At 61.8% G+C, this 21,145-nt stretch carries 21 protein-coding genes; 16 read left to right on the top strand and 5 right to left on the bottom strand.

Features of this window, described 5'->3' with window-relative positions:
* Together clpA and AC1DZP_RS17895 are read left to right on the top strand one after the other, a co-directional pair.
* Positions 1-2,305, top strand: a 2,305-nt coding sequence (gene clpA, locus AC1DZP_RS17900) for an ATP-dependent Clp protease ATP-binding subunit ClpA (RefSeq protein ID WP_477304174.1), incomplete at its 5' end; no start/stop codon positions are given.
* A 63-nt stretch (positions 2,306-2,368) separates the two neighbouring features.
* Positions 2,369-2,995: a chloramphenicol phosphotransferase CPT family protein gene (locus tag AC1DZP_RS17895; protein WP_477304172.1), complete on the top strand. Its 627-nt coding sequence runs from the start codon at positions 2,369-2,371 to the stop codon at positions 2,993-2,995.
* A gap of 30 nt (positions 2,996-3,025) precedes the next feature.
* Here AC1DZP_RS17895 and AC1DZP_RS17890 read toward each other — a convergent pair whose 3' ends face one another.
* The 4 genes from AC1DZP_RS17890 to AC1DZP_RS17875 form a co-directional block, all read right to left on the bottom strand.
* Positions 3,026-3,457, bottom strand: a complete 432-nt coding sequence (locus AC1DZP_RS17890) for an HIT family protein (protein WP_477304170.1) — start codon at positions 3,455-3,457, stop codon at positions 3,026-3,028.
* 98 nt (positions 3,458-3,555) lie between these two features.
* On the bottom strand, positions 3,556-4,770 hold the full coding sequence (locus AC1DZP_RS17885) for a GNAT family N-acetyltransferase (protein WP_477304168.1): 1,215 nt from the start codon (positions 4,768-4,770) through the stop codon (positions 3,556-3,558).
* 55 nt (positions 4,771-4,825) lie between these two features.
* The gene (locus tag AC1DZP_RS17880; protein WP_477304166.1) at positions 4,826-5,554 is read right to left on the bottom strand and encodes a glycerophosphodiester phosphodiesterase; all 729 of its coding nucleotides are present in this window, start codon (positions 5,552-5,554) and stop codon (positions 4,826-4,828) included.
* A gap of 14 nt (positions 5,555-5,568) precedes the next feature.
* Complete coding sequence (locus tag AC1DZP_RS17875) at positions 5,569-6,033, bottom strand: RidA family protein (RefSeq protein ID WP_457152200.1); 465 nt, start codon at positions 6,031-6,033, stop codon at positions 5,569-5,571.
* A 139-nt stretch (positions 6,034-6,172) separates the two neighbouring features.
* On the opposite strand from AC1DZP_RS17875, the gene AC1DZP_RS17870 reads away from it, so the two are divergent.
* The 6 genes from AC1DZP_RS17870 (at position 6,173) to tsf (ending at position 11,378) form a co-directional block, all read left to right on the top strand.
* A complete protein-coding gene (locus AC1DZP_RS17870) occupies positions 6,173-7,000 on the top strand; it encodes a cell envelope integrity EipB family protein (RefSeq protein WP_457152199.1) in 828 nt (275 codons plus the stop codon).
* Positions 7,001-7,116: 116 nt separating this feature from the next.
* Entirely contained in the window at positions 7,117-8,415 is a 1,299-nt protein-coding gene (locus AC1DZP_RS17865) for a lysophospholipid acyltransferase family protein (RefSeq protein WP_477304163.1), read from the top strand.
* A gap of 84 nt (positions 8,416-8,499) precedes the next feature.
* Positions 8,500-8,778: a DUF4031 domain-containing protein gene (locus AC1DZP_RS17860; RefSeq protein ID WP_477304162.1), complete on the top strand. Its 279-nt coding sequence runs from the start codon at positions 8,500-8,502 to the stop codon at positions 8,776-8,778.
* Complete coding sequence (locus AC1DZP_RS17855) at positions 8,775-9,386, top strand: LysE family translocator (RefSeq protein WP_477304160.1); 612 nt, start codon at positions 8,775-8,777, stop codon at positions 9,384-9,386. Before AC1DZP_RS17860 ends, AC1DZP_RS17855 begins: the two co-directional genes overlap by 4 nt.
* Positions 9,387-9,562: 176 nt before the next feature.
* Positions 9,563-10,345 (top strand): 30S ribosomal protein S2, encoded by a 783-nt coding sequence (gene rpsB, locus AC1DZP_RS17850; protein WP_023777441.1) that lies wholly within the window; start codon positions 9,563-9,565, stop codon positions 10,343-10,345.
* A gap of 109 nt (positions 10,346-10,454) precedes the next feature.
* Positions 10,455-11,378, top strand: a complete 924-nt coding sequence (gene tsf, locus AC1DZP_RS17845; RefSeq protein WP_457152196.1) for a translation elongation factor Ts — start codon at positions 10,455-10,457, stop codon at positions 11,376-11,378.
* A gap of 31 nt (positions 11,379-11,409) precedes the next feature.
* On the opposite strand, the gene AC1DZP_RS17840 is transcribed toward tsf, so the two are convergent.
* The gene (locus AC1DZP_RS17840) at positions 11,410-12,330 is read right to left on the bottom strand and encodes a LysR family transcriptional regulator (protein WP_477304158.1); all 921 of its coding nucleotides are present in this window, start codon (positions 12,328-12,330) and stop codon (positions 11,410-11,412) included.
* Between the two features lie 114 nt (positions 12,331-12,444).
* On the opposite strand from AC1DZP_RS17840, the gene AC1DZP_RS17835 reads away from it, so the two are divergent.
* The 8 genes from AC1DZP_RS17835 to bamA all read left to right on the top strand — a co-directional run bounded on the left by AC1DZP_RS17835 (position 12,445) and on the right by bamA (position 21,070).
* Positions 12,445-12,981, top strand: coding sequence for a nuclear transport factor 2 family protein (locus AC1DZP_RS17835; protein WP_477304156.1), 537 nt, complete (start codon positions 12,445-12,447; stop codon positions 12,979-12,981).
* 19 nt (positions 12,982-13,000) lie between these two features.
* Entirely contained in the window at positions 13,001-14,107 is a 1,107-nt protein-coding gene (locus AC1DZP_RS17830; RefSeq protein ID WP_477304154.1) for an aldo/keto reductase, read from the top strand.
* 161 nt (positions 14,108-14,268) lie between these two features.
* Entirely contained in the window at positions 14,269-14,991 is a 723-nt protein-coding gene (gene pyrH / locus AC1DZP_RS17825) for a UMP kinase (RefSeq protein WP_013895365.1), read from the top strand.
* A 110-nt stretch (positions 14,992-15,101) separates the two neighbouring features.
* On the top strand, positions 15,102-15,656 hold the full coding sequence (frr, locus tag AC1DZP_RS17820) for a ribosome recycling factor (protein WP_015317784.1): 555 nt from the start codon (positions 15,102-15,104) through the stop codon (positions 15,654-15,656).
* 33 nt (positions 15,657-15,689) lie between these two features.
* On the top strand, positions 15,690-16,424 hold the full coding sequence (locus AC1DZP_RS17815) for an isoprenyl transferase (protein WP_095081447.1): 735 nt from the start codon (positions 15,690-15,692) through the stop codon (positions 16,422-16,424).
* A complete protein-coding gene (locus AC1DZP_RS17810) occupies positions 16,421-17,236 on the top strand; it encodes a phosphatidate cytidylyltransferase (protein ID WP_477304151.1) in 816 nt (271 codons plus the stop codon). The genes AC1DZP_RS17815 and AC1DZP_RS17810 overlap by 4 nt, the downstream gene beginning before the upstream one ends.
* Before the next feature lie 104 nt (positions 17,237-17,340).
* Complete coding sequence (rseP, locus tag AC1DZP_RS17805) at positions 17,341-18,483, top strand: RIP metalloprotease RseP (protein WP_477304149.1); 1,143 nt, start codon at positions 17,341-17,343, stop codon at positions 18,481-18,483.
* A 217-nt stretch (positions 18,484-18,700) separates the two neighbouring features.
* Complete coding sequence (gene bamA, locus AC1DZP_RS17800; protein WP_477304147.1) at positions 18,701-21,070, top strand: outer membrane protein assembly factor BamA; 2,370 nt, start codon at positions 18,701-18,703, stop codon at positions 21,068-21,070.
* Positions 21,071-21,145: the final 75 nt, after the last annotated feature.

Here is a 21,145-nt window from a genome sequence, read left to right as displayed (position 1 = left end):
GCTGAAGCACACGGTTCTCACCTATATCGACACCGAGCTCGACAATCTGGTCACCGGGTACGACGAGGATTCCAAGCCGACCGCCGGTTTCCAGCGGGTCATCCAGCGCGCGGTGATCCATGTGCAGTCGTCCGGCCGCGAGGAAGTGTCGGGCGCCAACGTGCTCGTCGCCATCTTCGCCGAGCGCGAGAGCCATGCCGCTTATTTCCTGCAGGAACAGCAGATGACCCGCTACGACGCGGTCAACTATATTTCGCACGGCATTGCCAAGCGTCCGGGCGCGTCGGAAACGCGTTCGCCGCGCGGCGCCGATGACGAGCAGGGCGGCCAGAACGGCGCCGAGCCGCAAGAGGAAGGCGGCAAGAAGAAGCAGCAGCAGGACGCGCTGACCGCTTATTGCGTCAACCTCAACAACAAGGCCAAGGCCGGCAAGATCGATCCGCTGATCGGCCGCGAGTCCGAGATCAACCGCACCATCCAGGTGCTGTGCCGCCGCTCCAAGAACAATCCGCTCTATGTCGGTGATCCCGGCGTCGGCAAGACGGCGATCGCCGAAGGCCTCGCCAAGCGCATTGTCGAGGGCGACGTTCCCGAAGTGCTGCACAATGCCACGATCTTCGCGCTCGACATGGGCACGCTGCTCGCCGGCACGCGCTATCGCGGCGATTTCGAGGAGCGGCTGAAGCAGGTCGTCAAGGAACTCGAGGACTATCCCGGCGCGGTGCTGTTCATCGACGAGATCCACACGGTCATCGGGGCAGGGGCCACCTCGGGCGGCGCCATGGACGCGTCGAACCTGTTGAAGCCGGCCTTGTCGTCGGGTGCGATCCGCTGCATCGGCTCGACCACCTACAAGGAATTCCGCCAGTTCTTCGAGAAGGACCGTGCCTTGGTGCGGCGCTTCCAGAAGATCGACGTCAACGAGCCGACCATCGAGGACGCCATCGAGATCATGAAGGGCCTCAAGCCCTATTATGAGGAGTTCCACAAGGTGAAGTTCACCAACGAGGCGATCAAGGCTTCGGTGGAGCTGTCGGCGCGCTACATCAACGACCGCAAGCTGCCGGACAAGGCGATCGACGTGATCGACGAGACCGGTGCCTCGCAGATGCTGGTGCCGGAAGCCAAGCGCAAGAAGACGATCGGCATCAAGGAGATCGAAGCGACGATCGCCACCATGGCCCGCATCCCGCCGAAGACGGTTTCGGCCGACGACGAGAAGGTGCTGCAGGGTCTCGATATCGAGCTCAAGCGCGTCGTCTATGGCCAGGATACCGCGATCACCGCGCTGACCTCGGCGATCAAGCTGGCGCGTGCCGGCCTGCGCGAACCAGAGAAGCCGATCGGCTCCTACCTGTTCTCGGGCCCGACCGGCGTCGGCAAGACCGAAGTGGCCAAGCAATTGGCTGCATCGCTCGGCGTCGAGCTGATCCGGTTCGACATGTCGGAATATATGGAGCGCCACACGGTCTCGCGGCTGATCGGCGCGCCTCCCGGCTATGTCGGCTTCGACCAGGGCGGTCTGTTGACCGACGGGGTCGACCAGCATCCACACTGCGTGCTTTTGCTGGACGAAGTCGAGAAGGCTCATCCGGACCTGTTCAACATCCTGTTGCAGGTGATGGACCACGGCAAGTTGACCGACCATAACGGCAAGCAGATCGACTTCCGCAATGTGATCCTGATCATGACCACCAATGCAGGCGCGTCGGATGCGCAGCGTGCGGCGATCGGCTTCGGTTCGACCAAGCGCGAAGGCGACGACGTCGAGGCGATCAACCGGCTGTTCACGCCGGAATTCCGCAACCGTCTCGATGCGATCATCCCGTTCGGCTCGCTGCCGGTGCCGGTCATCCATCAGGTGGTGCAGAAGTTCGTCATGCAGCTCGAGGCCCAGCTTTCCGAGCGCGGCGTCACCTTCGATCTGTCGCCCGATGCCATCGCCTGGCTCGCCGACAAGGGTTATGACGAGCGCATGGGTGCGCGGCCGCTCGGCCGTGTCATCCAGGAGCACATCAAGAAGCCGTTGGCCGACGAGGTGCTGTTCGGCAAGCTCAAGAAGGGCGGCACGGTGCGTGTCACCGTCGAGAAGAAGGAAACCGGCGAGACCGGCCTGAAGCTCGAATCGCTCGCCGACGAGGCGCCGGTGAAGCCTAAGAAGGAAGAGCCGGAAGAAACGCCGAAGCCCACAAAGGCCGTCGCGAAAAAGCCCGCGGCCAAGAAGCTGGTGGCGTCGAAGCCCGAAGCCAAGGGCAAGGACGGCGGCAAGCGCAGCCTCGTGCCGCAATTGCCCAGAAAGAACTGACCCTGACAAAAGTCGAAAAAGCCCCGGAGACGGGGCTTTTTTCATGGGAGCAATGAGGGACGCATGGCCGGGCAGATCGTCATCCTGAACGGTGCGCCGCGATCGGGAAAATCAAGTATCGTCCAGGCCATCCAGGAGAATCTTGATGGTGTCTGGATCAATCTCGGCGTCGACGTTTACGAACAGGCCACGCCACCACGCTATCGGCCTGGAATTGGCTTGCGGCCGGGCGGCGAGCGTCCGGACCTTGAAGGCCTCGTGGCCGATTTCTACGCCGCGCTTTACGAATCCATTGCCGCCCATAGCCGGCTGGGGCTGAACGTCGTGGCGGATGTCGGCCACCATGATGCCTATTCAAAACCCCTCGATTGCCTCGCCGATTGCGCGAGCCGTCTCGCCGGCCTGCCGGTGCTGTTCGTCGGCGTCCGCTGCCCGATTGCAATCATCATGCAACGACGCGCCGCCAGTGAGGCGGCACGGGGACATGTGACCGGCTCGCCCGGCGATCCCGTGCCGATACCCGTGCGTCTGTGGCACGAGGAGGTGCACCGGCCAGGCTTGTACGACCTGGACGTCGACACCTCCTTGCTGAGCCCCACGCAATGTGCCGATGCGATCCGCCGGCGGCTGGAGCAAGGGATCGTTGGGCCGAGCGCGATCGAGCAACTGGCTCAAACCACCGCCAGGTAAAATTGCTTCGTCGCAAAGTGAGGTGCGGCGTCAGCTTCGCAGCGCCGCTCGTATCTTTTCGGCGCTCTCAGCCAGCACTTCCGGCTTCTCCATCCCGCCCGTGTGCGGCTTCAGGGGAATGCCGTCAAAGCGTGGGATGACATGCACATGCAGATGATAGACGGTCTGCCCCGAGGCTGGCTCGTTGAACTGCATGACGGTGACGCCGTCGGCGCCAAACCCTTGTTTGACGGCCCGCGCCACTTTCTGGACGACCGTGAAAAGCGGTCCGAACGTTGACGGATCGGCGTCGAGCAGGTTGCGCGACGGCGCCTTCGGCACCACCAGCGTATGGCCGGGCCCCTGCGGCATCACATCCATGAAGGCGACGACCGCTTCGTCCTCGTAGACGCGGTGCGAGGGAATTTCACCGCGCAGGATCTTTGCGAAGATGTTGTCGGTGTCATAGGCGGTCTCAGCCATGGCGAACGCTCCGGATTGTGCCTTTCGTGTAGCGAAGCCGTCGAAAATCGGCAAGACAATCGGGTAAAGTCGCCCCGCCGATCAGGGCAGCCCGGTCGCTACTCCTCGAGATCCCTGCGGAATGGAGTGTGCTCTTCCAGATATTCGCTCATCCGCTCCACCTCGTGCCGTTCGCGTCTGAGATAGTCGGCAACGGCGTTGCGCAGGCCGGGGTGCGCGATGTAGTGCGCGGAATGCATGGTCACCGGGCGGTAGCCTCGCGCCAGCTTGTGCTCTCCTTGAGCGCCGGCCTCGACAACCCTGAGCTTGCGCTCGATGGCGAAGTCGATCGCCTGATGGTAGCAGACCTCGAAATGCAGGAAGGGATGGTCCTCGATGCAGCCCCAGTTACGGCCGTAGAGTGCGTCGGAGCCGATGAAATTGATGGCGCCGGCAATGTAGCGCCCGTTGCGTTTGGCCATCACCAGCAGGATGTCGTCGGCCATGCGTTCGCCGATCAGCGAGAAAAACTGGCGGCTGAGATAGGGCCGGCCCCATTTGCGGCTGCCGGTGTCCATGTAGAAGGCGAAGAAGTCGTCCCAGGCCTTTTCGGTGAGATCCTTGCCGGTCAGCCAGTCGATCGAGATGCCGTTGGTCAGCGCCTCGCGCCTCTCCTTCTTCATCGCCTTGCGCTTGCGCGAGGCAAGGGTGGCGAGGAAGTCGTCATAGGTTGAAAAGCCTTCGTTGAAGAAATGGAACTGCTGGTCGGTGCGATGCAGGAACCCTGCCGCTTCCAGCACCTCGACGTCGCTTTCCTGGGCGAAGGTCACATGCGCTGAAGAGACGCCGAGTTTTTGCGTGACCGCCTTCAGGCCCGCTGCCAGTCCCGCTTTGACGGCGCCGACATCCTCGCCCTTGGTGACCAGCAGGCGAGGGCCGGTGACCGGTGTGAACGGCACCGCGCATTGCAGTTTTGGATAGTAGCGGCCGCCGGCGCGTTCGAAGGCATCCGACCAGCCATGATCGAACACATATTCGCCCTGGCTGTGCGATTTGAGATAGCACGGGACCGCCCCGAGCAGCTTGCCCTGCGCGGTCTCCAATCGCAAATGATGACCTTGCCATCCTGTGCGCCGCACGGCACAGCCTGAGTCTTCAAGTGCGCTCAGAAAAGCGAATGAAACGAGCGGGTTGTAGCCGTTTTCTGCGTCGCCACTCGTGGTTCCGCTGAGGCTGTTCCACTCGTCCGGGGTGAAAGCGCCGATGCCAGCGGCGATGCGGATCAAATAGTCCGCATTCGCCATCTGGTCATCGCCGTCGTCGCCTTGATCCATGGGGCTTATTTAAGCTCCGTCCGGCCGGGTACAAGTCACGTTTCAGACACCGGCTTCAGGCGACTTTGACCAAGTCGGGTTCGAACCCCTCGAACGTCATCTGGTCGGCATATCTATAGGTCAGGTCGACCGCCGGCTGGTCATGCACCGTCCAGGTGATGACCGGCATTTTCAGTTTTTCACGGACGAAGCTTACGAACCGGTTGGGCAGGTCGCCGGCGGCATAGGAGGTGAAGGCGATCTCATGCGCCAGCATGGCGAAATGCGCCTCGATCAGCTTGACGTCCTTGCCGTAGGCGGTCAGTCCGGCCGGAATGCCCGGCGCGTGTTTCGGAAAATCGCGGATCAGCCAGTGGTCGAACGACATGATAGCCGACTTGCCCTTGTAGCGCTTGAGCATCTTGCCGACGATCGCCACGAGACCCTCGTCGCGGCCCGGGATGCCTTTCAGCTCAACGACCATCGGCACCCGGCCATCGACCAGGTCGAGCGCTTCCTGCAGTGTCGGTACATGATCCGACGTGCCGCCGACTTTGAGCGCCGTGAGCTCCGCCGCGGTACGCTGCCAGACGAAACCGTCCTGACCGGTCAGCCTCTGCAGATCGTCGTCATGAATGATGACGGGAACGCCGTCCAGCGACAGGTGCACGTCGCATTCGATGGCGTAGCCGCGCTCGGCCGCAGCGGCGAAGGCGGAAAGCGTGTTTTCCCAGCGCGTCTTGTTCATGTCGTGGAAACCGCGATGGGCGACAGGCCGGGCGGTCAGCCAGGATAGGTCGGTCATGGTCGTCTCCTGGCTCACTCGACTTCGAAGACCGCTTCGATTTCCACTGCGGCATTAAGTGGCAGCGAGGCGGTGCCGACAGCGGAGCGGGCATGCTTGCCGCGCTCGCCAAGTGCCGCAACAAGGAAATCGGAGGCACCGTTGGCAACCAGATGCTGTTCGACAAAATCCGGCGTTGAGGCGACGAAAACGGTGATCTTCACCAGGCGACGGATTTTCTCGAGGTCGCCGAGTGCGGCCTTGGCCTGCGCCAGGATATTGATCGCGCAGTATTTTGCCGCGTCCTTGCCGGCCGCGGTGTCGACGTCGCGACCGAGCAGGCCGCTCGCCTGCAGCTTGCCGTCCTTGAGAGGCAACTGCCCGGCGGTGAACAAGAGGTTGCCGGTCCTGCAATAGGGCACATAGTTGGCGGCGGGCGCGGCGGCGACAGGAAGCGTCACGCCCAGATCGCTTAGCCGCTTTTCGATTGTTTCACTCATGGTATTTCCCTATTGCTTGGGTGACGCCGCGCTGGCCGGGCCGAAATTGCTATTTTTGCCTCGCTTCCGCCACGACTTTTTTTAAGCTGGACCATCTTTCCATGCGGCCTGCCATCAGCCGCGACGATCGGAGTACCTCATGCGCGCAACGCGCCTTGCATTCAATGCCGTCCTGTTGTCGGCGGTGTTCTCGATAGGCCCTGCTTTCGCCGTGCCGGCGCTGCAAGCCCACCGCGCTGTTTACGATCTCACCCTCAACAAGGCATCCGATCAATCCGGCATCACTGGCATATCCGGCCGCATGGTCTATGAGTTCAACGGCTCGGCCTGTGAAGGCTATACGGTGAAATTCCGTTTTGTCACCCAGATCGTCACCAACGAGAACACGAAGCTGACCGACCAGCAGACGACCACTTTCGAGGACGCCGAAGGCAAGACCTTTTCATTCGTGACGAAGTCCTTCGTCGACCAGAACCTCGACAAGGAGGTCAAGGGCATCGCCACGAAAGAGACCAAGGGGTTGAAGGTCGATATCGACAAGCCCGAAAAGAACAGCCTCGAACTGGCTATGACCCAATTCCCGACCCAGCATCTGGTCGAACTGATCGGCAAAGCCGAAAAGGGCGAGAATTTTTACGAAACCAACCTTTTCGACGGTTCCGAAGACGCCAACAAGGTGATGACCACCACGGTCGTCGTCGGCAAGAAAACCGATGCCGACAAGGCCGACCCGGAGGCCCCGGCATTGGCAAAGCTCGCCACCGACAAATACTGGCCGGTCGACATCGCCTATTTCGACGACACCGACAAGACGGGCGAAGAGGTGCCGGAATACCGGATCAGCTTCAAGCTGCACGAGAATGGCATCACCCGCGACCTCGTCATGGACTATGGCGACTTCTCGATGACCGGCAAGCTGGTCAATCTTTCGCTGTTCGACCAGGCGAAAACCTGCCCGACCAAATAGTGCTTCAGCTGGCCAGTTGATTCATCACGACACGGCGTGCCGTTGCGAACGACTTGAACGCGCCGTAATTGCTCCCCAACTTCCTCCTGCGTCGAGACGCAAAGGGGGGAGCAAGCTTGAGCAGGATCGATGTCTTCGTGGCGCCGAGGCCAAATCCGGCGCTGATCAGGGCCATGACGACAGTCAACCGGATCGTCATGCTGCGGGGAATACCGGGTTTTCGCGATATCTTGCCGTTCAACCGCCTGGCCGGGCTGCGTGGCGTCGCTAATGTCCGCCATATCGACTTTCCCCACGCCGACCTCGAGCGGCTGAGGGCCAGTTGCGGAGCGGAGAAGGCAACCTTCATCACGCCCAATCATCCAGAGTTCTTCACCGACTGGATGATCGACAAGGAGATTGTGTCGCAGGTCAGCCCGCTTGCCGCCTCCTGGGCAACGAATGGCGTCGTCAACGGCCTTGGCCGGCTGATGCAGAAATTCTGGCTGGCCAACAACCTGATCGCCCAGATTCCCGGCAACAGCGGGGCAGCCAAGGAACACTCCGTCGCCTGGGCATTGAAAGGTCATGGCGTGCTGCTGCATCCCGAAGGCGGCGTCGGCTGGCATGCCAACATCGTGGCGCCGTTGCTGCCGGGCGCCGTCGAAATGGGGCTTGAGGCACTCAAACGGGGGAGGGCCACGGATCCAGATTTCAAGGTCTGGATCGCGCCGGTCGTCTGGAAACTGGTCTTCACCAGGAATGTCGAAGCGGCACTGGTGAAGGAATGCACCTATGTCGAGAAAAACCTGAAAATAGAACGTCAAGCGACCGACACGCTGCCGCAGCGCATCCACCATATCTATTCGACGCTGCTGGCCCGCGATGAAGCCGCGTGGAGCCTGTCATTCGAAGAGGGCGAGAGCTATGCCGGGCGCCAGAAGGCTTTGGTCGCCGAACTCAGCCGTCGGCTTGGCCAGGACATTTCTCCCGACACCGCCGTCCCCGACACCACCGAGCTTCTGAGGCTGGCGCGTCGTTGGCAGCGCGAAAACACCGGCGATGCGGACGAGCAAAAGAAGGTCCGCGCGCTCGCCGACACGATTCAGAGGCTGCAACGCGTCGGGTCGTGGGCCTCGGCCAATCCGCGCATCACGCAGGAGGAGATCGCCGAGCACCTGAAGCGGATCCGCAACGACTATTGCCGCAGCGGACTGCGCGACACGATGAACCGGCTCATTCCGCAGCCGGCCGGACCGCGCTGCGCCTACATCCGGGTACCCGATCCACTTGGCCTGCATCAACATGCCGGCTCGGTCGACGATGCGGTTGCCGAGTTGCACCGTCGCATGCAGGCCACAGTCGCCAGCACGGTGGCTGAGCTTACGGCCGGTGGCAGCTTCATTTTCTATCCGAATCCATTCTATCGTCACTGACATTCACACGGGCCATGTGGCCGATCGTCATTCGCTTGCGAAGAATGGCGGGTTGCGAAGATTGGAAGGCAGACAGCAAGCTTCATGGCAGTCTATGTCGACGCGGCGATCTGGAACTGGGCTGGCCATCGCTGGTGCCATCTGATGGCTGACGACACTGACGAGTTGCATCGCTTCGCTGCGCAACTCGGCGTCAAGCGGTCATCCTACCAGGGGCCGCCCAAGACATCGGCGCCGCACTATGACATAACCGGCTTCGAGCGCGACCGTGCGGTGCGGCTCGGCGCTTTCGAATGCAGCCGCGAGGAGATCGTCGCGATCTTCCGGCGGGTACGGGTGCCCAACGGAAAGGCTCGGCCATGACACCAACGGCATTTCTGGCTTATTGCGCCGCAATCACGCTTGCGGCTGCAACACCTGGACCGGCGATGTTCGCAGTCATCACCAACGGTGTGTCGCGCGGGTTTCTTCGTGCCTTCGTGGCCGGGGTTGGCGTCGCCGCCGGGGATGCCGTGCTGGTCACCTTGGCGTTGCCCGGACTGGTGGCGTTGGCCCAGACTTTCGAATGGGTTTTTCTCCTGCTGAAATACGCGGGCGCTACCTATCTGGTTTTCCTCGGCATCAGGATGTGGCGAGCCGCCGCCACGCAATCGGCTGAACCGCAGGCGTCGCAGGCGAGATTGTCACGGTCGTTTTTCCTCGGTGCATCCATCGCGCTGGGCAATCCGAAGGCGATCCTGTTCCATGCCTCGATCATGCCGCTGATCCTGAACCTCAACACCATGACCCTTGCCGACGGATTGCTGGTGGTCGCGGTCGTAATCAGCGTCAACATCCTCACCATGGGTATTTATGCTGCAATTGCCGGGCGGGCTTCGGGCTGGTTCAGGACGCCGAGACGCATGCGCCTGATGAACAGGTTTGCCGGCAGCGCGATGATCGGCACAGGAGCGCTGATTGCCGCACGCTGAGTGGTGAAACGCCACACGGCTTGCGTTTGTCGCGCATCCCCTCTATATGCGCGCTCATTCCACACACGGACTTTGGTGTCTGCCCGGGAGAAATCCGGCTGAAACCTCCGGTGGCGTTCGAGGACAAAGTCCAAAAATGCCTGTGTCCGTGGAGGCTAACCGGAAAGGAACTAAGAATGGCTCTGCCTGATTTCAGCATGCGCCAGCTTTTGGAAGCTGGCATTCACTTCGGCCACCAGACTCACCGCTGGAACCCGAAAATGGCGCCTTATATCTACGGCGCCCGTAACAACATCCACATCATCGACCTCTCGCAGACGGTGCCTTTGCTGCACCAGGCGCTGAAGCAGGTTTCCGACACTGTCGCCAAGGGCGGCCGCGTGCTGTTCGTCGGCACCAAGCGCCAGGCGTCCGACATCGTCGCCGATGCGGCACAGCGTTCGGCCCAGTACTATGTCAATTCACGTTGGCTCGGCGGCATGCTGACCAACTGGAAGACGATCTCGAACTCGATCCAGCGCTTGCGCAAGCTCGACGAGATGCTGGCCGGCGAGGCCCAGGGCCTCACCAAGAAGGAGCGCCTCAACCTCGACCGCGAGCGCGAGAAGCTCGACAAGGCGCTGGGCGGCATCAAGGACATGGGCTCGACGCCCGACCTGATGTTCGTCATCGACACCAACAAGGAAGCGATCGCAATCCTCGAGGCCAAGCGCCTCGGCATTCCGGTCGTCGCCATCATCGATTCGAACTGCGACCCGGACAAGATCGACTTCCCGATCCCCGGCAATGACGACGCTGCCCGCGCCATCCAGCTCTATTGCGACCTGATCGCCAAGGCTGCGATCGACGGTATCGCCCGCCAGCAGGGCGCGCTCGGCGTCGACATCGGCGCTTCGGTCGAAGCTCCGGTCGAACCGGCTCTCGATCCGGCTCCGGCATCGGAAGCCCCCGAAGCATAACAATCGAAGGCCGGTTGCGGCCTTCATCTTTCTCATATTTTGGCACGCTAAACAGACGCATCATCGAGGTTCGATGGTGCGTCGGTGCATTTAAAACAAAGAGGCGACAATGAGCATTTCGGCTGCACAGGTCAAAGAACTCCGCGACTTGACCGGCGCGGGCATGATGGATTGCAAGGCGGCGTTGAACGAAACCAACGGCAACATGGAAGAGGCCATCGACTGGCTGCGCAAGAAGGGCATTTCCAAGGCTGACAAGAAGGCTGGCCGCACTGCGGCTGAGGGCCTGATCGGCGTCGATTCCGGCCCGCGCGAAGCCGCCGTCGTCGAAGTCAATTCCGAGACCGACTTTGTTGCTCGTAACGCTGCGTTCCAGGAGATCGTTGCCAATGTGGCCAAGGTCGCGCTCGCCTACGGCGGCAAGACCGACGCGGTTGCAGCGGCCAAGTATCCAGGTTCGGACAAGTCGGTCACCGACACCATCAAGGATGCTGTCGGCACCATCGGTGAGAACCTGGGCTTCCGCCGTTCGGCCAAGCTGACCGTTCCGCATGGCGCCGTCGCCACCTACGTCCACAACGCGGTTGCCGATGGCCTTGGCAAGCTCGGCGTGCTGGTTGCGATCGAGACCACGGGCAACGAGCATGCGGCCAACGCGTTTGCGCGTCAGGTCGCGATGCATGTCGCCGCCACCAGCCCGATGGCGCTGACCACAGAAGAACTCGATCCGGCGGCAATCGAGCGCGAGAAGGCGATCTTCTCCGATCAGGCGCGCCAGTCCGGCAAGCCGGAAGCGATCATCGAGAAGATGGTCGAGGGCCGTCTGCGCAAGTTCTACGAGGAAGTCGTCCTCCTGAAGCAGGCCTTCGTGCTCAATCCCGACATCACTGTCGAGAAGGCGCTGAAGGATGCCGAGAAGGACATCGGCGCCCCGGCCAAGATCACCGCCTATCTGCGCTTTGCGCTGGGCGAAGGCATCGAGAAGGAAGAGACCGATTTCGCGGCGGAAGTCGCGGCGGCGGTCAAGAAGTAAGCTGCCGCGGCAGCTGTCCTTCTGACGAATTTTATCGGCCGGGTGTCCGCAGGGATGCCCGGCCGATTTCTTGTGCGGTGTCGATGAAAGCCCTGAGCTTCGGCGCCATCGACGCCCGGCGGGGAAAATAGAGGAACAGCCCCGGCTCGTCGATCGCGGCTTCGCGCAGCACTTCGACCAGCCGGGCGGCCTGGATATCGGCCCGCACCAGCGGCTCGAACAGATAGGCCAGCCCGATGCCGGCCAGCGCCATGTCGCGCGCCGACAGCGGATCGGTGACGACGACGCTGCCACGCGTTTCGACGCCGATATCCTTGCCCTGGTCGGACAGATCCCAGCGATAGAGCGCGCGCGATCGCAACAGACGATAGCCGATGCAGTTGTGGCTGGAGAGATCAGCCGGCGTTCGCGGCTTTCCGTGGCGGCCAACATAGGCAGGGGAGGCGACGATGATCGTTCGGAACGGCTCAGTCAGCCGTACCGTCACCATATCCTCGGCAATCATCTCGCCCAGCCTTATGCCGGCGTCGAAGCCTTCGCCGACAATGTCGCTCAGGCGCTCGTCGGTGAACACCTCCACCGTCACTTCGGGATAGCGCTCGGCCATTGCCGACAGGATGGGCATCAAGGTGAGCGGCAGCGCCAGGCGCGGCACATTGATCTTGAGCAGACCGCTCGCCCTGCCTTTCACCGAGCGAATCCGCTCGATCCGATCCGCGATATCCTCCAGGGCAGGCTCCGCTGCCGCCACAAGCGCCTCACCGGCCTCGGTCAAGGCAACGCTGCGCGTGGTGCGTGCAAACAGCGGCTGGCCGATCCGCTCTTCGACAAGGCGCACCGCGTGGCTGACCGCCGAAGGGCTCATGCCAAGTTCCGCGGCGGCCGACGCAAAGCCGCCGCGCCGCGCCACGGCGACGATGACGGGAAGATGGCTGAGCAGGTCGCGATCCATTCATGCGTGATTTCGCATAGTCTATACAGATAATGCAATCTTCTCGACGCCGGCGCGCTGGCCCACATTGTCGCCAACGGATCGGCGGCGGCTGATGCGCAAAGGAGAAGAGACATGAATGCATTGAAGTACGCTACCTTCGCGGCGGGTATTGCGCTGGCGCCAGTCGACGCCGGCGGAACCGAGCCATCGCGCGAAATGACGCTCGCCGATGAGCGCGCGGTCATCCGTATCGCCGATGCCATCTATCGTGCCGTCGATGCACAGGATTGGCGGCTGGCCCGCAGCTATTTCGCCGACCGTGTCACCGTCGACTTCAGCAGCCTGAGCGGACAGCCCTCGGCCACCATCGCCTCGGACGATCTGATCGGGACCTGGGCAGCGAATCTCAGGGGCAGCAAGACCAGCCTGCATCTTCGTACCAACCACCAGGTCGCCATCGACGGCGACGCCGCGACCGTGTCCTCCAATGGCTATGCCTGGAACCGGATGGAAGGCAATGGCGACCCGCTTTGGGAAGTCTGGGGCACTTACGAACACCACCTGACCCGTTCGGGCGCGGGTTGGATGGTGGACGGCTTCACATTCCGCATGACGCATGAGCGCGGCAATCCGTGGGTCAAGGCGACCCCCGGACAGGATCGGCATTGAACAGTATCGGAACGACATCATGACCATGTCCTACTACACCCTTGGCAACAGCGGGCTGCGAGTCACCCGCCTGGCACTCGGGACCATGACCTTCGGCACCGAATGGGGCTGGGGTGCCGACAAGGAGACGGCGCGCGCTCTGGTCGATGCCTATGTCGAGGCAGGCGGGAATTTCTTCGACACCGCCGACGCCTATACCGGCGGCACCTCCGAGACCTGGCTTGGCGAGTTCATCGCCGAGCGCGGCCTGCGCGACAAGGCGGTGATCAGCACCAAGTTCAGCATGAATCTGGAGCAGGGCAATCCGAATGCCGGCGGCAATGGCCGCAAGAACATCATCCGCGCCGTCGAAAGCTCGCTGAAGCGGCTCGGTACCGACTATATCGATCTCTATATCCTGCATGCCTGGGACAGGCTGACGTCGCCGGAAGAGGTGATGCGGACGCTTGACGATCTGGTGCGCGCCGGAAAGATCCGCCATGTCGGCCTCTCCGACGTCCCCGCCTGGTACGCAAGCAGGGCGCAATCCGTCGCCGAGCAACGCGGCTATGAACCGGTTTCGGCGCTGCAGCTCGAATATTCGCTGGCCGAGCGCAACATCGAGCATGAATTCGTGCCGTTCGGCACGCGCTACGGCGCCGGCATCATGGCCTGGAGCCCGCTGGCAAGCGGCCTTCTGAGTGGCAAATATCGTTCGGATACAATCAATAAGGCCGGCGGCAGGCTGGAGACGATGCGCGGCTCGAGCAATCCGGGCTTTCAGAAATTCAGCGACCGCAACTGGGCAATCGTTGCCGAATTGGAAAAGGTTGCCGGCGAGCTTGGCCGCGGCATGGCCCAGATCGCCTTGAACTGGGCGACGACAAGGCCAGGTGTCGCCTCGGTGATCATCGGTGCGACCAGGCTGGATCAGCTCAAGGACAATCTCGGCGCGCTCGATTTCGAGATTCCGCAGGAGCTTCTGGCACGGCTCGACGCAGTCAGCCGGCCAGTCACGCCGTTTCCATATTCGTTCTTCGGACCGGAAATCCAGGGCGGCCTCACCGGGGGCCAGGCGGTCGGCGGCAAGCCGATGGGCTACTTCCCGGACCTGCTGATAGAGGGCGCTTTTGCCGGCGTCAGCTAATGATTGGCTGAGCGTCTCGATCTCGAATTTCCGGCTCGGGCGCCGCGTGACATCGCGGCGCCCTTCGTGTATCGGAACACGGCATCGCGCCATGTTTCGGGGCGGCGCCTGCGCGAGGGTAGCCACCCGGAACGCGTCACACGCAAAATGACGAGGACCAGATGACGGTGAAGCCCCTCTACCGACGTGTCTTGTTGAAAGCGTCGGGCGAAGCGTTGATGGGCGAACAGCATTTCGGCATCGACGTTTCGGTGGTGGATCGCATCGCCGCCGATATCGCCGAAGCCCGCGCACTGGGCATCGAGGTCGGCGTCGTCATCGGCGGCGGCAACATCTTTCGCGGCGTGGCCGTTGCCTCCAAGGGCGGTGACCGCGTCACCGGCGACCACATGGGCATGCTTGCAACGGTCATCAATTCGCTGGCGCTGCGCACGTCATTGAACAAGATCGGCGTCGACGCCGTGGTGCTCTCTGCGATCGCCATGCCCGAACTCTGCGAGAGTTTCTCACAGCGACAGGCAACCGCCTACATGAACCAGGGCAAGGTGGTGATCTTTGCCGGAGGCACCGGCAATCCGTTCTTCACCACTGATTCGGCGGCGGCACTCCGCGCGGCTGAAATCGGCGCCGACGCGCTGTTCAAGGGCACTCAGGTCGACGGTGTCTACTCGGCCGACCCGAAGAAGGACCCGGATGCGACGCGTTTCGAGCGCATCAGCCATGGCGAAGTCATAAAACGCGGCCTCTCCATCATGGATACGGCTGCGATTGCACTTGCGCGCGAAAACAACATTCCGATAATCGTCTATTCGATCCACGAAAAAGGTGGGTTTGGCGATATTCTAAGGGGCGGCGGCCGCTGCACGGTCGTCGCGGACGATTGATCCTGGGGCCTGGTCCCGAAAAAGGGATGCAGGTTTTCGAAAATCAGGCTCGAACACGGGGCCTTGCCCCGAAGCAGTGAACCCGCGCTAGACGGGTCGAGGAGATTAAGATGAGTGGTGAGTACGACGATCTCAAGCGGCGCATGGACGGGGCAATCGCCGCGTTCAAACATGATCTGGCTTCGCTGCGGACCGGTCGCGCCTCCAGCAATCTGCTCGACGCGATCCAGGTGCAGGCCTATGGCACCACCATGCCGATCAACCAGGTCGCCAACGTCTCGGTGCCGGAGCCGCGCATGATTTCGGTGTCGGTCTGGGACAAGTCGATGGTCGGCGCGGTCGACCGCGCCATCCGCGAATCCAATCTGGGCTTCAACCCGATCGTCGACGGCACCAATCTCAGGATTCCGCTGCCCGAGCTCAACGAACAGCGCCGCAAGGAACTGGTCAAGATCTCGCACGGCTACGCCGAGAACGCCCGCGTCGCCGCGCGCCACGTGCGCCGCGATGGCATGGACTTCCTGAAGAAGGCGGAAAAGGACGGCGACATCAGCGAGGACGATCAACGCAAGCGTTCCGACCAGGTCCAGAAACTTACCGACGAAACGATCAGCACCATCGACCACCTGCTTTCCGATAAGGAAGCTGAAATCATGCAGGTTTAGGGTTTGGCCATCGGCTGACCCGAAAGCGAGAACATGGCAACGCCCGCGCATGTCGCGATCATCATGGACGGAAACGGACGCTGGGCCAAGGCGCGCGGCATGCCTCGTCTTGCTGGCCATCGGGCCGGTGTCGAAGCGCTGCGCAAGACGGTGCGCGCCGCACCTGGGCTCGGCATCTCCTTCCTGACTGTCTATGCCTTCTCGTCGGAGAACTGGTCGCGGCCGAAGTCCGAGGTCAGTGACCTGATGGGCCTGCTGAAACTGTTCATCCGCCGTGATCTCGCCGATTTGCACCAGAGCGGTGTGCGGGTCAGAATCATCGGTGACAGGGCAGGGCTGCAATCCGACATCAGGGGGCTGCTCGACGAGGCCGAATCGCTGACCGCCGCAAATGAAGCGCTGACGCTGGTCATCGCCTTCAACTATGGCGGACGCGACGAGATCGTGCGCACGGCGCGCAAGCTTGCCGCGGCCGTGGCCCGTGGCGAACTCGACAGCGAGGCCATATCCGCCGAAAGCTTTGCCGGCGCACTCGACACACAAGGCATCCCCGACCCGGAACTGGTCATCCGCACCAGTGGTGAGCTGCGGCTGTCGAACTTCCTCCTGTGGCAGGCTGCCTATAGCGAGCTCGTCTTCCTGCCTTGCTACTGGCCCGACTTCAGCCGCGAGCATCTTGCCGAGGCCTTGCGCGAATTTGCCAGCCGCGAACGCCGATTCGGCGGACTTGGCTCGCAGGACGTTGCCTCGCGACCGGCCGCAGGATGAGCAATCTCCAGCTTCGCGTCATTTCGGCAGTGGTGCTTGCCATCATTACCCTTAGCTTGACCTGGTTTGGGGGGCTGCCGTTCCGGTTGCTGTGTGCCGTGATGGCGGCGGTGATCTTCTATGAATGGACACGCATGTCGCGCCCAGCCGAGGCCACGGGCCTGGGTTTCCTGCCGGAAGCGCTGCTGGTTGTTTTCATTGGGGCCTTGATTGCCGGCCTTGCCGCATCGTGGCTGCTGCCGCTTGTCGTGGTGGCGGTTGCCGCAGTGGCGATTGCCGCCTCGGTTCGCAAGACCGGACAATGGGACGCGGCCGGTCTTGCCTATGCCAGTGTTTCCGGCCTGTCGCTTGCCCTGTTGCGCGACGGGGATCGTTCAGGCCTCGTCGCCATCCTGTTCCTGTTCGCGGTCGTCTGGGCCACCGATATCTTTGCCTATTTCGTTGGCCGTACGGTCGGCGGCCCAAAACTGGCGCCGTCGATCTCTCCCGGCAAGACACGCAGCGGCGCGCTCGGCGGCGCTGTCGGCGGAGTTGTGGCCGGGCTCATCCTGGCCGCGGTTGCCGGCGTCGGCAATCTGGCGTTGCTCGGCCTTGTGGCGCTGGTGCTGTCGATTGTCGCCCAGGCTGGCGACCTGTTTGAATCCTGGATCAAGCGCCGCCACGGTCGCAAGGATTCGGGTGCGCTCATCCCCGGCCACGGCGGCGTCATGGACCGTGTCGACGGGCTTGTCGCGGCGGCTTTCGCCCTATACGTCATCGGCTGGATTTCGGCGACCGCCGATCATCCGGCGCAGGGGCTGTTTCCGGTTTGAGAGGCGTCATTTCAGGGCCCGATGCGCGCCGCGCCTTGGATTCGCCTGGATTGATGCCACAGTCACGGCGCTATCCGCGCCGCGGAAGAATTTGAGGGTTTGTCTTGAACGAGATTCTTCACGCGCTTTTCAGCACACAAGGCTTCGTCCTTGGCACGCTCGTGCCGTTCCTCTTTGTGCTGACCGTGGTCGTGTTCGTCCATGAAATGGGCCATTACCTTATCGGGCGCTGGTGTGGCATCGGGGTCAAGGCCTTCTCGATCGGCTTTGGCCCGGAGCTTTTCGGCTTCAGCGACAGCCACGGCACGCGCTGGAAACTGTGCGCGATACCGCTTGGCGGCTATGTCAAATTCGTCGGCGACATGAACGCCACATCGAGTCAGCCGACTTCGGAAGAGATCGAGACGCTGACCGAGGAGGAGCGCAAGGTCGCTTTTCACACGCAGCCGATCTGGAAGCGCGCGGCGACGGTGGTCGCCGGGCCGATGTTCAATTTCCTGCTGACGATCGTCGTCTTTACCGTGTTGTTTTCCGCCTATGGCCGCTATGTCGCCGAGCCGATGGTCGCAGAGGTGACGGCTGACAGCCCGGCGGCGAAAGCCGGCATCCTGCCCGGTGACCGATTCGTCAGCGTCGACGGCAGCAAGGTTGAAACCTTCGGTGACGTCCAGCGCCTGGTTTCCGGCCGGGCCGGCGACACCATCACCTTCGTCATGCTGCGCGACGGCAAGGAGGTCACGGTGACCGCGGCGCCGCGGCTGATGGAACAGGAAGACGCGATAGGCAACAAGGTCAAGGTTGCCGTGATCGGCGTCGTCAACAACAAGGAACTCGGCCAGCCCCGCCTCGTCACCTACACGCCCGTCGGGGCGGTTGCAGCGGCAGTCGAGGAGACTGGGCACGTCATTCAGCGCACTGGTCAGTTCCTGCAGCGTTTCGTTGTCGGGCGTGAGGATAAATGTCAGCTGGGCGGCCCGGTGAAGATCGCCGACATGGCCGGCAAGGCAGCGAAACTTGGGTTCGAATGGCTCGTGCAACTGATTGCACTGCTGTCTGTCGGCATCGGGTTTCTGAACCTTTTGCCGATTCCCCCCCTCGACGGCGGCCATCTCTTGTTCTACGGGGTGGAGGCCGTCATTCGCCGTCCGGTGTCGGATCGGATGATGGAAATGGCCTATCGGGCCGGGTTGCTTCTGGTGCTGTGCTTCATGGGTTTCGTTTTCTGGAACGATCTGTTTGGATGCTGAAATCATGAAGAAATTTGGCTTTGGCATGGACGATGTTGAGACGCCGTTTACCATGCCCGGGAATATGAGTGACGCGAAAGCCACGCCGCAAGGTTAAGTAAATTCAAATTAACCAGAAGCCTTGCGTGTAGGGAAAATCCGGTTAATACGGTAGGAGAAATTACCGCACGTCCGGTTTTCTCGCCGTGGGGACTACGAGAAAAGGTTATTAAGCCCGATGAAGGCAGCATCCAAGTTTCTGAGCGCCGCGTCCGCGGTGACCCTGTCTGCGGCCCTTGTGGTGCCAGGCGCGCTCGCAGTGCAGTTCGTTGCCACATCGGCGGCCGAAGCCGCTGTCGTCAGCAGAGTAGAAGTGAGCGGCAACCAGCGTATCGACGCTGAAACCATCCGCAATTACATTACCATCAAGCCGGGCAAAGCTTTCTCCAGCTCCGATATCGACAGCGCTGTCAAGGCGCTGTTCGGCACCGGCCTGTTCTCGGATGTGCAGATCAATCAGGTCGGCTCGACGCTGGTGGTCAAGGTTGCCGAATACCAGGTCGTGAACCAGGTGCTGTTCCAGAACAACAAGAAGCTCAAGGACAACGCGCTTGAGATGGCGGTGCAGTTGAAGCCGCGTGGAACGTTTTCGCAGGCGACGCTCGACTCCGACGTCGAAGCGGTCAAGGCTGCCTACAGGCGCATCGGTCGCGACGATGTGACCGTGACCACGCAGGTCATGCAGCTTGGCGATAACCGCGTGAACGTCGTCTTCAACATCAGTGAAGGCGATCGCACTCAGATCGCGGCGATCAATTTCGTCGGCAACAGCGCCTATTCCAGCCGCCGCCTGTCGGATGTGATCAACACCAAGCGTTCGTCCTGGGTTTCGTTCATTCTGCGCGACGACGTCTATGACGACGACAAGCTGCGCGCCGACCAGGAGCTGCTGCGCCGCTTCTACTACAATCACGGCTATGCCGATTTCCAGGTCGTGTCCGCCGTCGGCGAACTCGACAGTGCGACGAACAAGTACACGGTCACCATCACCGTCCAAGAAGGCGACCGCTACACGTTCGGCGATGTCAGCGTCGAAAGCACGATCCCGGAAGTCGACTCGAAGTCGCTGGAATCGGTGGTCGAGACCCGCAAGGGCGACGTCTACAATGCCAAGGACGTCGAGGACACCATCATCGCGCTGACCGAGAAGGTAGCCGGTTCCGGCTATGCATTCGCGCAGGTGACGCCGCGCGGCGACCGCAATTTCGAGAACCACACCATTTCGGTGGTCTACACCATCGACCAGGGCACCAAAGCCTATATCGAACGCATCGAGATCCGCGGCAACGACCGCACGCGTGATTATGTCATTCGCCGCGAGTTCGACGTCAGCGAAGGTGACGCCTTCAATCAAGTTCTCATCCAGCGCGCGAAGAAGCGCCTGGAAAACCTGAATTACTTTGAAAAAGTCGATATCTCGACCGTTCCAGGTTCGCAGCCTGACCAAGTCGTGCTGGTGGTCGACGTTGTCGAAAAATCGACCGGCGAATTCTCGGTCGGCGCCGGCTACTCGACCGGTGGAGACACGGCGGGTCCGTCCATCGAAGGATCGATCACCGAGCGCAACTTCCTCGGCCGCGGCCAGTTCATCAAGCTGTCGGCGGGCGGCGGCAAGAATTCGCGCGACTACAGCCTGTCCTTCACCGAACCCTATTTCCTCGGACGGCGCATCGCAGCCGGCTTTGATATCTACCAGCAGACCCGGAACTACGATCACTACGATAGCGAGACCACGGGTGCGACGGTACGCTTCGGCCTGCCGATCACCAACAGCATCTCGACGCAGTTGGCGTACAACATCGCACGGGAAAAGTACGAGTACGACTCTGGTTGCGATGACAATGGAGACGGCGTGCTGGGCGACTGCGATGTTTCGCAGGCGATCGTTCAAGGTATCGAGGAAAGCCCCTGGATCAAGTCGTCGGTCAGCCTGGGGCTGGTCTACAACACCATCGACGACATGAAGAACCCGCACGAAGGCATCTATGCCACAACGACGGCCGAATTTGCCGGCCTCGGTGGCGATGCCAAGTATGTGAAGCTGACTGGGCGCGGCAGCATCTATCAGACGCTTTCAGAGCAGTTCGATCTGGTTGGCCTCCTCTCGGCTGGCGCAGGTCATGTCGAGGGTTACGGCGGCGACGGCGGTTTGCGTATCTTCGATCAGTTCCAGAGCACCGACCGCATGATCCGTGGTTTCGAATATGGCGGCATTGGCCCTGTGGACAGTGTTACGGGTGACCATCTCGGCGGCACGACTTATTTCAATGCCTCGGCCGAAGCCCAGTTCCCGCTGCCAGTCATTCCGGAGAGCTTTGGGCTGCGCGGCGCGGTGTTCGCGGACGCAGCAACGCTCTATGGCACCAAGATCGAGAATGCGGCTGTCACCCAGACGTCGACTGACCTGAAGCTGCGCGCCTCGGTCGGCCTCGGCTTGATGTGGGCATCGCCGTTCGGTCCGATCCGTATCGACTATGCGATCCCGGTCAAGAAGGAAGCGACCGACAACGTGCAGGAGTTCAATTTCGGCATATCGACCCGCTTCTGATCGACGGCCAACGATGCTCCCGGATTTTTCAGGTCCGGGAGAGATGTTCCGACCTAGCTGGATATAGCTTCTGGA

The organism is Mesorhizobium sp. P2_F8, assembly GCF_056403655.1.
Note: the sequence above shows the minus strand (reverse complement) of the source record. Positions and strands in the feature narration are given on the sequence as shown.

Coding starts and splice junctions, on each gene's coding strand:
- AC1DZP_RS17880 (WP_477304166.1), bottom strand. CDS start 5,554: ATGACCGACCTATCCTGGCTGACCGCCCGGCCTGTCGCCCATCGCGGT.
- AC1DZP_RS17870 (WP_457152199.1), top strand. CDS start 6,173: ATGCGCGCAACGCGCCTTGCATTCAATGCCGTCCTGTTGTCGGCGGTG.
- AC1DZP_RS17875 (WP_457152200.1), bottom strand. CDS start 6,033: ATGAGTGAAACAATCGAAAAGCGGCTAAGCGATCTGGGCGTGACGCTT.
- AC1DZP_RS17860 (WP_477304162.1), top strand. CDS start 8,500: ATGGCAGTCTATGTCGACGCGGCGATCTGGAACTGGGCTGGCCATCGC.
- AC1DZP_RS17840 (WP_477304158.1), bottom strand. CDS start 12,330: ATGGATCGCGACCTGCTCAGCCATCTTCCCGTCATCGTCGCCGTGGCG.
- AC1DZP_RS17890 (WP_477304170.1), bottom strand. CDS start 3,457: ATGGCTGAGACCGCCTATGACACCGACAACATCTTCGCAAAGATCCTG.
- AC1DZP_RS17885 (WP_477304168.1), bottom strand. CDS start 4,770: ATGGATCAAGGCGACGACGGCGATGACCAGATGGCGAATGCGGACTAT.
- AC1DZP_RS17810 (WP_477304151.1), top strand. CDS start 16,421: ATGAGCAATCTCCAGCTTCGCGTCATTTCGGCAGTGGTGCTTGCCATC.
- AC1DZP_RS17830 (WP_477304154.1), top strand. CDS start 13,001: ATGACCATGTCCTACTACACCCTTGGCAACAGCGGGCTGCGAGTCACC.
- AC1DZP_RS17815 (WP_095081447.1), top strand. CDS start 15,690: ATGGCAACGCCCGCGCATGTCGCGATCATCATGGACGGAAACGGACGC.
- bamA (WP_477304147.1), top strand. CDS start 18,701: ATGAAGGCAGCATCCAAGTTTCTGAGCGCCGCGTCCGCGGTGACCCTG.
- frr (WP_015317784.1), top strand. CDS start 15,102: ATGAGTGGTGAGTACGACGATCTCAAGCGGCGCATGGACGGGGCAATC.
- rpsB (WP_023777441.1), top strand. CDS start 9,563: ATGGCTCTGCCTGATTTCAGCATGCGCCAGCTTTTGGAAGCTGGCATT.
- AC1DZP_RS17895 (WP_477304172.1), top strand. CDS start 2,369: ATGGCCGGGCAGATCGTCATCCTGAACGGTGCGCCGCGATCGGGAAAA.
- tsf (WP_457152196.1), top strand. CDS start 10,455: ATGAGCATTTCGGCTGCACAGGTCAAAGAACTCCGCGACTTGACCGGC.
- pyrH (WP_013895365.1), top strand. CDS start 14,269: ATGACGGTGAAGCCCCTCTACCGACGTGTCTTGTTGAAAGCGTCGGGC.
- AC1DZP_RS17835 (WP_477304156.1), top strand. CDS start 12,445: ATGAATGCATTGAAGTACGCTACCTTCGCGGCGGGTATTGCGCTGGCG.
- AC1DZP_RS17855 (WP_477304160.1), top strand. CDS start 8,775: ATGACACCAACGGCATTTCTGGCTTATTGCGCCGCAATCACGCTTGCG.